General features: G+C 64.9%; 11 protein-coding genes. 8 read left to right on the plus strand and 3 right to left on the minus strand.

The genetic code is table 11. The features are described 5' to 3' along the window. Positions 1 to 190 precede the first annotated feature (190 nt). Both NKI20_RS29190 and NKI20_RS29195 read left to right on the plus strand, forming a co-directional pair. Positions 191 to 1,996, plus strand: a complete 1,806-nt coding sequence (locus NKI20_RS29190; RefSeq protein ID WP_352837028.1) for a type I secretion system permease/ATPase — start codon at positions 191 to 193, stop codon at positions 1,994 to 1,996. Between the two features lie 11 nt (positions 1,997 to 2,007). Next, the gene (locus NKI20_RS29195; protein ID WP_352837003.1) at positions 2,008 to 3,303 is read left to right on the plus strand and encodes an HlyD family type I secretion periplasmic adaptor subunit; all 1,296 of its coding nucleotides are present in this window, start codon (positions 2,008 to 2,010) and stop codon (positions 3,301 to 3,303) included. Between the two features lie 37 nt (positions 3,304 to 3,340). Here NKI20_RS29195 and NKI20_RS29200 read toward each other — a convergent pair whose 3' ends face one another. Beyond that, positions 3,341 to 4,234, minus strand: coding sequence for a LysR family transcriptional regulator (locus NKI20_RS29200; protein ID WP_352837006.1), 894 nt, complete (start codon positions 4,232 to 4,234; stop codon positions 3,341 to 3,343). Positions 4,235 to 4,337: 103 nt separating this feature from the next. Here NKI20_RS29200 and NKI20_RS29205 point away from each other — a divergent pair, with 103 nt between their 5' ends. Next, on the plus strand, positions 4,338 to 5,078 hold the full coding sequence (locus NKI20_RS29205) for an SDR family oxidoreductase (protein ID WP_352837009.1): 741 nt from the start codon (positions 4,338 to 4,340) through the stop codon (positions 5,076 to 5,078). A 69-nt stretch (positions 5,079 to 5,147) separates the two neighbouring features. Continuing rightward, entirely contained in the window at positions 5,148 to 5,360 is a 213-nt protein-coding gene (locus NKI20_RS29210; protein ID WP_023760113.1) for a tautomerase family protein, read from the plus strand. Positions 5,361 to 5,632: 272 nt separating this feature from the next. On the opposite strand, the gene gcvA is transcribed toward NKI20_RS29210, so the two are convergent. Next, complete coding sequence (gene gcvA / locus NKI20_RS29215; protein ID WP_352837013.1) at positions 5,633 to 6,544, minus strand: transcriptional regulator GcvA; 912 nt, start codon at positions 6,542 to 6,544, stop codon at positions 5,633 to 5,635. Positions 6,545 to 6,757: 213 nt separating this feature from the next. Between gcvA and NKI20_RS29220 the strand changes: the two genes are divergently transcribed. From NKI20_RS29220 to NKI20_RS29230, 3 genes are read left to right on the plus strand one after another with little or no spacing between them, the layout of a single operon-like run. Then, positions 6,758 to 6,940, plus strand: a complete 183-nt coding sequence (locus NKI20_RS29220) for a YjiS-like domain-containing protein (RefSeq protein WP_352837016.1) — start codon at positions 6,758 to 6,760, stop codon at positions 6,938 to 6,940. Beyond that, positions 6,937 to 7,446 (plus strand): NmrA family NAD(P)-binding protein, encoded by a 510-nt coding sequence (locus NKI20_RS29225; protein WP_352837019.1) that lies wholly within the window; start codon positions 6,937 to 6,939, stop codon positions 7,444 to 7,446. The genes NKI20_RS29220 and NKI20_RS29225 overlap by 4 nt, the downstream gene beginning before the upstream one ends. 20 nt (positions 7,447 to 7,466) lie before the next feature. Next, on the plus strand, positions 7,467 to 7,838 hold the full coding sequence (locus NKI20_RS29230) for an NmrA family NAD(P)-binding protein (RefSeq protein WP_352837022.1): 372 nt from the start codon (positions 7,467 to 7,469) through the stop codon (positions 7,836 to 7,838). Between the two features lie 32 nt (positions 7,839 to 7,870). Here the strand turns inward: NKI20_RS29230 and NKI20_RS29235 are convergent, their stop codons facing one another. Next, entirely contained in the window at positions 7,871 to 8,764 is an 894-nt protein-coding gene (locus tag NKI20_RS29235; protein WP_352837024.1) for a hypothetical protein, read from the minus strand. Positions 8,765 to 9,093: 329 nt separating this feature from the next. On the opposite strand from NKI20_RS29235, the gene NKI20_RS29240 reads away from it, so the two are divergent. Further along, entirely contained in the window at positions 9,094 to 9,375 is a 282-nt protein-coding gene (locus tag NKI20_RS29240) for a hypothetical protein (protein ID WP_352602158.1), read from the plus strand. The last annotated feature ends 484 nt before the right edge of the window (positions 9,376 to 9,859 follow it).

Below are 9,859 nucleotides of genomic sequence, written 5' to 3' on the forward strand. Positions count from 1 at the left end.
GCTGATCAGATTTCTCAGGCTCATCCTCGGCACCGGCGTGTTTGTGCTCGTATTTGGCGGAGTGGAGCTGACACAGCCGGAAACCAGCACACGCTGGGCGGTTCTTGGGGGAACGCTGGGCGTGCTGCTTTTGCTCCATGTATGGAGCTCTCCTCGGCGCGGGACCGCTGACGATCCGCACCCGGCTCGAATGTCCGACGGCAAGCCACAGTCCGGGAGGGCAAAGCGGCAAGGGGCGCGACCCTCCGAGCTCGCGGCCGCATTGGCCGCGTGTCGTTCAGCCCTCGCTTCGGTCGCCCTGTTCAGCGGCGTCCTCAACGTGCTGATGCTCGCCGGCTCGCTCTACATGCTCGAGGTCTACGATCGCGTGCTGCCGAGCCGCAGCGTGCCGACGCTCATCGGCCTCAGCGTGCTCGTCGCCATCCTTTATGCCGGCCAGGGCGTGCTCGATTTCATCCGCGGCCGCATCCTGGTGCGCATCGGCGGCGCTCTCGACGAGGCGCTCGGCGCCCGTGTCTATTCCAGCGTCCTCAAGCTGCCGCTCAAGGTCGGGCGCAACGGCGACAGCATGCAGCCGGTGCGCGACCTCGACAGCGTGCGCGCCTTCCTGTCGGGCACCGGCCCGACCGCGCTGTTCGACCTGCCGTGGCTGCCGCTCTATCTGGCCATCATCTTCATGTTCCATGTGCTTCTCGGGCTGACCGCCTTGGTCGGGGCGATCGTGCTGGTGCTGTTGACCGTCTATGCCGAGCGGCTGACGCGCAAGCCGGTCACCTCCGGCACCCAGGCCGGCATCGTCCGCAGCGGCCTGACCACGACCGGCAACCGCAACGCCGAAGTCATCGCGGCTCTTGGCATGGGCGGCAGGATGGCCAGGCGATGGGAAGAGGCCAACCGCGACTATCTCGCCGAGCAGCGCAGCGTCAGCGATATCGCCGGCGGCTTCGGCGCCGTGTCCAAGGTGCTGCGCATGCTGCTGCAATCGGCCATGCTCGGCGTCGGCGCCTGGCTGGTGATCGAGCAGCAGGCGACCGCAGGCATCATCATCACCGCGTCGATTCTCAGTGGCCGCGCGCTGGCCCCCGTCGATCTGGTCATCGCCAACTGGAAGGGCTTCCTCACGGCTCGGCAAGGCTGGCAGCGGCTAACCAAGATTCTCGCCGCTGTGCCGGCCGACGCCGAGCCGATGGCCATGCCGGCGCCGAGCCGCCACATTTTCATGCAGGGTGTCAGCATCGCGGCCCCCGGCACCCAGAGGCTCGTGGTGCAGGACGCCAGCTTTGCGCTTGAAGCGGGACATGCCGTCGGCATCATCGGCCAGAGCGGTTCGGGCAAGTCGACGCTGGTCAGGGCGCTCGTCGGTGCCTGGCTGCCCGCCGCCGGCAGGGTCCGGCTCGACGGCGCCGATCTCGACCAGTGGTCGCCGGAGGATCGCGGCCGCTTTGTCGGTTATCTGCCGCAGGACGTCGAGCTGTTTGCCGGCACGGTAGCGGAAAACATCGCCCGTTTCGAGCCCGACGCCGATCCCGCATTGGTGATTGCCGCCGCCAAGACGGCCGGCGCGCATGATCTCATCGTCGGCTTCCGCGACGGCTACGAGACACAGATCGGCGAACTCGGCGAGGCCGTTTCGGCCGGCCAGCGCCAACGCATCGCGCTGGCCCGCGCGCTCTATCGCGATCCGTTCCTGGTGGTGCTCGACGAACCGAATTCCAACCTCGACGCCGAAGGCGAACAGGCGCTGTTCCAGGCGATCGTTTCGGTGCGGCAACGCGGCGGCATCGTCGCGCTCGTGGCGCATCGGCCAAGCGCGCTCGGCACGGTCGATTTCATCCTTGCCATGAATCAGGGCCGCGTCCAGGCGTTCGGCCTCAAGGACGAGGTTTTGGCCAAGCTGTTTCCACGGCCGCAACCCGCGGTGGCCGCCGTGCCGAGGCTCAGGCTCGCCACTGAAGAGCCGGCGCCGCCGCTTGGCGCGGCGGCGGCAGGCGAGTGAGAGGAGGAACGATGCTCAGCCCCTCCCAGCACTCCATTCGGCGCTACATGCGTTTTGGCCTCATCGCGGTCGCGCTGCTGGTCGGCGGCGTCGGCGGGTGGGCTTCGCTGACGCGGATTTCGGGAGCGGTCATCGCGTCAGGGACTCTCGTCGTCGATTCCCACATCAAGGACGTGCAGCATTCGACAGGCGGCATCGTTGGCGAGATCGCCGCGCATGACGGCGACCGCGTCAAGCGCGGCGCGCTGCTTGTGCGCCTCGATCCCACCATGCCGGCGGCCAATCTCGCCGTTGTCACCAAGGCGCTTGATCAGTTGTCGGCGCGCGAGGCGCGCCTCGAAGCCGAACGCAAGGGCGCCGACGCCATCGCCTTTCCGCAGGATCTTCTCAATCGCGGCAATGATCCGGTAATCGCCGAGATCATGGCCGGCGAGGAACAGGTCTTCGAGACGCGGCGGGCGGCCCGTTCCGGTCAGAAGAGCCAGCTGCAGGAGCGGGTCCTCCAATTGCAGAAGGAGATTGGCGGGGACACCGCCCAGGCGGATGCCAAGTCGCAAGAAATCGCGCTCGTCGAGGAGGAACTGGCCAGCATACGCGCGCTGTGGAAAAGGCGGCTGATTTCGATCGATCGCCTGACCGCCATGGAGCGCGAGTCGGCGCGGCTCGACGGCGAGCGCGGCCAATTGACGGCCGCCCTGGCGCAAGCCCAGGGCAAGATCGCTGAGATCAACCTGCAGATCATCCAGATCGATCTCGAGCTCAGCACCGACGTCAACAAGGATTTGCGCGAGATCGACGGCAAGGTCGGCGAACTGACGGAGCGCAAGATCGCCGCCGAGGACCAGCTCAGGCGCATCGACATCCGCGCGCCGCAGGACGGCGTCGTGCAGCAGTCCATCGCCCATACGATCGGCGGCGTCATTACCCCTGGGCAGACGATCATGCAGATCGTGCCCGACAGCGACAGCCTGACCGTCGAGGCCAAGATAGCGCCGAGCGACATCGACCAGCTCTGGGTCGGCCAGCCGGCGGCGCTGCGCTTCTCGGCCTTCAACCAGCGCACCACGCCGCAAATTAACGGCACGGTCGAACGGACCTCGCCGGATACGACCACCGACCAGCGCAGCGGCATCAGCTACTACACCGTTCGCATTGCGACCACGAGCTCCGAAGTCGCGCGGCTCGGCGAGGTCAAGCTCGTCCCCGGCATGCCGGTCGAATCCTTCATCAAGACTGCAGACCGGACCGTGATCTCCTACCTCGTCAAGCCGCTGCAGGACCAGATCAGCCGCGCCTTCAGGGAATGAGAAGACGCTCGGCAACGCCAACCCTTTGATCTTACCCCTACAGATCCGCCTCGGCGAAGATGCGCGAGGCCCAGTCGAGGAAGACGCGAAGGCGTGGCGAGAGTTGCCTGTTCTGCGGGTAAAGCGCCGACAGCGGCGTCGGCGAAGGCGGGTAGTCGGCCAACACCTCGACGAGCGTTCCGTCGGCGAGATCCTTCTCGAAGCGATAGCGCGGCGCCTGGATGAGGCCGAGGCCAAGCCGAGCCAGATCGGCGGCGGTGTCCGAATTGTTGGCCGCCACGCGGCCCGGCAGCCGAACCTCAAGGGTCTTGCCGCCGACCGTGAATTCGAAAGGAAGGGTCTCTCCTGTGCGCGACGAGACGAAGCCCACCGCCTGGTGACCGTCGAGCGCATTGGGGGAGGCGGGCGTGCCGTGGCGTTCGAGATAGGCGGGACTGGCGCAGGTGATCTCGCGTATGACAGCCAGGCGCCGCATGATCATGCCGCTGTCGGGCGGCTCGCCGACGCGGATCACGCAATCCACCCCCTCGCGCACGAGATCGACCAGCCGGTCGCTCTGGCCGATCTGCAGGTCGATCCTGACATAGCGGGCAAGGAACTCCGGCAGGCGCGGCAACAGGAATGTGCGGGTGAGCAGCGTGCTGGCGTCGATGCGCAGCAGCCCGTAGGGCTCGGCATTGCGGAAGGCGGCCTCGGCATCCTCGATCTCGGCCAGGATCGACAGGCAGCGCCGGTAATAGGCTTCGCCATCCTGCGTGGCGTTCACCTGCCGCGTCGTTCGCTCCAGCAGGCGTGCGCCGAGATGCTCTTCCAGCCGCCTGATCGCTTCCGTCGCGGTTGAACGCGGCAGGCCGAGATCGGCCGCGGCAGCGGTGAAGCTGCGCCGCTCCAGAACGCGAATGAAGAGCCGCATCGTGTCCAGCCGATCCATGGCTTTTGTTCGCAGTTTCCGAATAGTGATGTCAATAGGCGGGCGATTATCCAGAAGTTGGCGTGGCCTATGTCTGTGTCACCAACAACGCGGAGACACTTCCATGGCATCTGATCAACCCAGAACGGCGATCGTGACGGGCGGCTCCAAGGGCATCGGTGCCGCGATCGCACAGCGGCTCGCCCGCGACGGCATCGCCGTCGTCATCAACTATTCACGGGGCCGCGCGGAGGCTGAAGAGCTTGTCCGCACCATCAAGGCTGGCGGCGGCAAGGCGATCGCCGTACAGGCCGATATCGCCGATCCGAACGGCATCGCGGCGCTGTTCGACGCCGGCGAGAAGGCGTTCGGCGGCATCGACATCCTCGTCAACAATGCCGGCATCATGAAGACGTCGCCGATCGCGCAGACCGACGATGCTTCGTTCGACACGCAGATCGCGATCAATCTCGGCGGCGTGTTTCGCGGCATGCGGGAAGGCGCGCGCCGGCTTCGCGACGGCGGCCGAATCGTCAATTTCTCAAGCAGCGTCGTCGGCCTCTACCAGCCGGGCTACGGCGTCTACGCCGCCACCAAGGCGGGCGTCGAGGCAATGACCCACATCCTGGCCAAGGAACTTGGCGCGCGTCGTGTCACGGTCAACGCGGTGGCGCCCGGACCGATCGAAACCGCCCTGTTCACGGACGGCAAGAGCAAGGCGCAGATAGAGGCCATCGGCAAGATGATCCCGCTCGGCCGGCTTGGCCAGCCCGACGACATTGCCGGGCTGGTCTCGTTCCTGGCCGGGCCGGACAGCGGCTGGGTCAACGGGCAAATCATCCGCGCCAATGGCGGCGTGGTCTGAGGCGGCAATCAGCCGGCTTGGCTCTATCCACAGCTTGAATCCACCCTCGAAAGACCAAGGAAAACGATCATGCCATTCGCCAACTTCAAGATGCCGCAAGCGGCCCTTTCCAAGGCGCAGAAGGAAGACCTCGTCCATCGAACCACCCAGATGTTCGTCGACATTTTCGGCGAGGGCGTTCGCCCCTACACGATGGTGCTGGTGGAGGAGGTCGCCGACGGCGGCTATGGCCGGGCCGACGAAGTGTTCGTCGTGCCGGACGCCTATCGCGCCAAGGAGTAGCGCGGGGGCAAGCGACGGCTTCAATTCTCGCAAAACAGGGACGAGGAACCAGGTTCTTCAAGATCTGCGCCAGCACCCCCACCCGGACCTTCGGTCCGACCTCCACACAAGGGGGAGGTGGGGAGCCCAGCTTTTCCGCATCGTCTAAGGCGCTGACCCACTGGCGTATACGCGCTTCCTCACCCTCCCCCTTGTGGGGAGGGTCGCTGCGAAGCAGCGGGGTGGGGGTCGGCGCGGCGCTGCTTGGGTCTCGCAGGCGCAAGCCTTCTGCCTCAATCGCTCTTGGTTATCCCAATCCAGTCGGCCGCCACTTCGGCGAACAGCCAGTCGCGAAACGCTCTGATCTTCTTCTGGCGCAGCGCGCCATCGCGGTAGACGACGTAGTAGCGCGAGGCGGATTTCAGCGCCAGGTCGAAGGGTCGGACCAGCCGCCCCGCCGCCAGATCGGCCGAGACCAGGGCGCTTCGGCCGAGCAGCACGCCTTCACCGTGCACCGCGGCCTCGACGGCGAAGGTGGCGGAATCGAAGCGCACGCCACGCTTGGGGTCGACATCGCCGACGCCTGCGTGTTCGAGCCATGTCGCCCAGTCGATGCGAAAGGCGTCATGGATCAGTTTATGATACATGAGATCCGCCGGCAGGCGCAGCGGATGTTCACCCTGCAGCAGTTCCGGACTGCAGACCGGGAAGACCTCTTCATCGGCGAGGAATTCTTCGGTCACTCCGGTATAGCCGCCCTTGCCATAGCGGATGGCGATGTCGATGCCGTCGCTGACGAAATCGGAAAGCAAGCCAGACGTGGAGAGCCGCACGTCGATGTCGGCATTGGCGCGGTGGAAGCGACGCAGCCTCGGCACCAGCCAGCGGCCCGCAAAACGGTCCGATGTGCTGACGTTCAGGATGCCCGTGGTGCGGTCGGGCGTGGCGGCGATGGTGGCGGCAGCGATCTGGTCCAGCGCCTTCCTGACTTCCGACGCATAGGCGGCGCCCACCGGGGTCAGGCGCACGGACCGCGTCCCGCGATCGAAAAGCTGGATACCCAGCCTGTCCTCGATGTTGCGGATAGCGCGGCTGACGGCGCCATGGGTAACGTTGAGCTCGCCCGCCGCCTTCGAAAAACTCAAATGCCTGGCAGCAGCCTCGAAAGCGGGCAAAGCGGTAAGGGGCGGCAGTCTGCGCGGCATGATTCACCTGTGAGTGTTACTCACAAATCATGCAAAAAGAGTCGTTTGTCGTCCAGTCCAGAAATGTCCAATCTATTGACGTAGCAGCGCATTCAGGTCGGGTTTTCCATCTCGCCACTGCGCTGAACGATCAGAAACAGTGTGAGCAATCGTCATGCTCGCCCCTCGAATGGGGTCGGCACGCTTGAGCCCAGCAAACACAGGAGACGGACAATGAATCCCACCTTCCAATCCATCAGCGCCGCGATAAGCGGTCTTGCACTGAGAACCTCAGTGGCGGTCGAACGCCGCCGCGCGCTGCGCCGCGTTGCGCGCCTCTCGGACCATCGCCTGTATGACATTGGGTTCGAGCGCGACTGGGACGGTTCCATCCTGCGCAATGGGAGGGCGATATGACCAGCACCCTGATCATCGGCGCGACGGGGCTTCTCGGCAGCGAGATGGCGAAGGCCAGTGCGCGCAATGGCGATCGCCTTCATGTCCTGGTCCGGCCTTCGACGGCGCGCAATGAAGAGCGGCTGCGCCCGCTCCGCGACCTCGGCGCCACGGTCCATGTCGGCGACCTCGACGACCACGGCAGCCTTGTCCGGGCCGCCGGCAAGGTGGATCGCGTCATCTCCTCGGTGCATGTCAGCTCGGCCAGCGAGATAACGCTGGTGCGCGCGCTCCGGGAAGCCGGCATCTCCCGCTATGTGCCTTCCGCCGGCTTCGGCCTCGATTTTGCCGCCGCCGCACCGGGTTCGATCCCGCCACTGGACATCAAGCGAGACGTCTTTTCGGCAATCAAAGAAGCGGATCTGCCCTATACGGTTATCTACACCAACGGCTTCTTTTCAACCGGGTGGCGACGCTGGGCGACCTCACTCGCTTCGGCTCGTCGCCCCTGCCTCCCGAAGAGCTGACGCTTTACGGCAACGGCAATGTGCCGGCGACATTCGTCAGCGAGAAGGACATTGCCGCCGTCACCTTGCGCGCGTTGAACGACCCCGGTGCCATCCGCAGCGAAATCCGGATCGCCCAGAACAAGATCACCCAGAACGAGATGATCGATCTGTGGCGCCGCGTGAGTGGACGGTCGCCGCGCATCTTGCAGCAGAGCGCCGACGAACTGGAGGCGATGATCGCGGTAGCTCCCGGCCTCGGCTTGCTGCGGGCGTTCTGGATACGCGGCGAGACCGCGCTCGAGACGGCCACGCCTGAAGCCGGGGCGCTCTATCCGGAGCTGACTTTCGAGACGATCGAGAGCGCGTATGTGGCGATGGCGGGCGCAAAGGGCCAACAGCGGCAGGGCTGAGGAGGCTCGGCGCTGACGCGCCGGGAAGTGGCCTACTTGCCGGCCATGTGATCGGCAAGCTCCTGTGCCTGGGCGAGAAGTGCGGGGAAGACCGGATCGCTCGGCAGGTGCTCGCCCAGGCAGGCGCGATAGTCGGCGTCCCCTTTTTCCCAGGCGACATTGGCGGCATCATACGCCGTTTCGTCCTTGAGGTCCGAGGCCTGGTAAGCCTCCTGGAATTTCTGGGCGGCGGCGTCCGCCGACGTCCACACGGCGTCGCAGGCCGCGATCTTGGGTATAGGCGCTGCCGCGGGCGCCGAGGCGATCATGACGCTATTGCCCTTGACGAGCGTGACGATGACCTGCTGGTCGGGGTTCGGTCCTATGTCCTGCGCCCAGCCGCCGAGCCGCGCGAAGGCGATGTCTGCGCCTTCTGGCTTCTTCAGGGACAAGTCGAGAGTCCCCGTGAACGCAGCGTCGCTGTTGATCGCCTGGGTGTAGAAAGCATCGAGCTTCAGCGCCGCATCGATGCTGGCGGGCAGTCTGAAGCTTTCGTCCAACTCGGCCGCCCTGGACTGGAGCCAGCGCTCGAGCAGCCCCCGCGTCGTTGCCACGAGGCTCGGGCCGTCATCGCTTTTGGCGTATCGCAAACCATCGAGCATGCCGAATCCGATATCGGCATCGCTCAGGCTTCCGAGATTGATCGTGCCGTTTGCCGGGAAATCGGCAACCGCCAAGGGGCCGAGGATGGTGGACAGACGCCCTTCGAGATCGGCCAACGCCTTCGTTCCGGCGGCATCGAGCGTTTCCACGGATTCGTTCGCGCTTGCCATCGCCGCGATGGTGGAAATCGCCTTGTCACGTGCGGCGATATAGTCGTCCTCCGGCGAGGCCGCGAGAACCGTGCCGGTTGCGAGCGCAAAGATGATGGTCCAGACCAGCCGCATGACATAACCCCCCCATAGGCGATCCACAGGCTGCGAGCCATCGAGCAGCTTTGCGGCAATTGCGCGGCAGCGACCGTCGAAGCCAAACATCCTGGTCCATCGGGGATGCAATCGGCCCATTAACCATCGATTAACTATCCGGTCGCCTTTGAATCAAATTTGGCGGATACTGTTTTTGGTCGAACGAGGCTGCTCGAGGGACCTGGAAAGACTGCAACTATCAGCGCGGCGTGCCGCTTTCGGCCGCGCGGGGTACTCAAAAAAGAAGCGACGGACCACCGTCGCCTTGCGGGGAGGCGCCAGCATCATTTTTGATGAGGAGCGCCAGAATGAAGATCGAAGACGCAGTGATGGCGGTGACAGCCGAGGCCAACGCGCTACTATCTTGCCTCGGCCAGCCCGTTGTCGCCTACCACGTCACGGCAATCATGCGAGAGGCAGACCTGGAACACGCCAGGCAGATGCAGCTTGTCTTGATGCGGCGAAGCATCGAGGCGCTCGTCGATGACGGCCTCGAGACTATGGCCGCCGAACATTTTGTTTCACAGTTCCATGGTCGCGTTGGTTTGACCTGGAGGCTGCTCCACGCTTCGGATGGCGTGGCGCATTGAAGGGATGGCTTACGGACCGATCAGGATGGTGGCACCTCCCTTGTCGGCCGAATATGCTGGAACAAGAGACTGGCGTGCCCGCGCCGTCAAGATTCTGGTGCTCGACCGATCCAGAGCCACCCGTGCCCCTGCAGCGCCGGTGTTGTTCGGCCCATGGCAGTCCTCCTCCCGAGGCGCCGCATCTCCCCTTGCGGCGCTATCGCCTGTGAGCTTGCCTGAAATTGCAGGCGTGGTCGATGCGGCGAAAGTTGGGGATGGGTAGGTTGGCGCTTGAACACCCCCCTCTGCCCTGCCGGGCATCTCCCCCGCAAGGAGGGAGATCGGATGTCGCGCCGGCTTTCGCCAATCGCCAACGTTGTAAGGGAAAGCCGGCGCCCAAACTGCCAATCTCCCTCCTTGCGCAGGACTGTCCGGGGAAAGTTATTCATATATGAAGGCCATCTGATTGAGGGAGGATCGGTCTCTTGGTCGGCTCGGATTGACC

It is taken from the genome of Mesorhizobium sp. M0830 (assembly GCF_040319965.1).
Lineage (GTDB): Bacteria > Pseudomonadota > Alphaproteobacteria > Rhizobiales > Rhizobiaceae > Mesorhizobium.

Coding starts and splice junctions, on each gene's coding strand:
- NKI20_RS29235 (WP_352837024.1), bottom strand. CDS start 8,764: ATGCGGCTGGTCTGGACCATCATCTTTGCGCTCGCAACCGGCACGGTT.
- NKI20_RS29205 (WP_352837009.1), top strand. CDS start 4,338: ATGGCATCTGATCAACCCAGAACGGCGATCGTGACGGGCGGCTCCAAG.
- NKI20_RS29195 (WP_352837003.1), top strand. CDS start 2,008: ATGCTCAGCCCCTCCCAGCACTCCATTCGGCGCTACATGCGTTTTGGC.
- NKI20_RS29210 (WP_023760113.1), top strand. CDS start 5,148: ATGCCATTCGCCAACTTCAAGATGCCGCAAGCGGCCCTTTCCAAGGCG.
- NKI20_RS29240 (WP_352602158.1), top strand. CDS start 9,094: ATGAAGATCGAAGACGCAGTGATGGCGGTGACAGCCGAGGCCAACGCG.
- gcvA (WP_352837013.1), bottom strand. CDS start 6,544: ATGCCGCGCAGACTGCCGCCCCTTACCGCTTTGCCCGCTTTCGAGGCT.
- NKI20_RS29220 (WP_352837016.1), top strand. CDS start 6,758: ATGAATCCCACCTTCCAATCCATCAGCGCCGCGATAAGCGGTCTTGCA.
- NKI20_RS29190 (WP_352837028.1), top strand. CDS start 191: ATGTCCGACGGCAAGCCACAGTCCGGGAGGGCAAAGCGGCAAGGGGCG.
- NKI20_RS29200 (WP_352837006.1), bottom strand. CDS start 4,234: ATGGATCGGCTGGACACGATGCGGCTCTTCATTCGCGTTCTGGAGCGG.
- NKI20_RS29225 (WP_352837019.1), top strand. CDS start 6,937: ATGACCAGCACCCTGATCATCGGCGCGACGGGGCTTCTCGGCAGCGAG.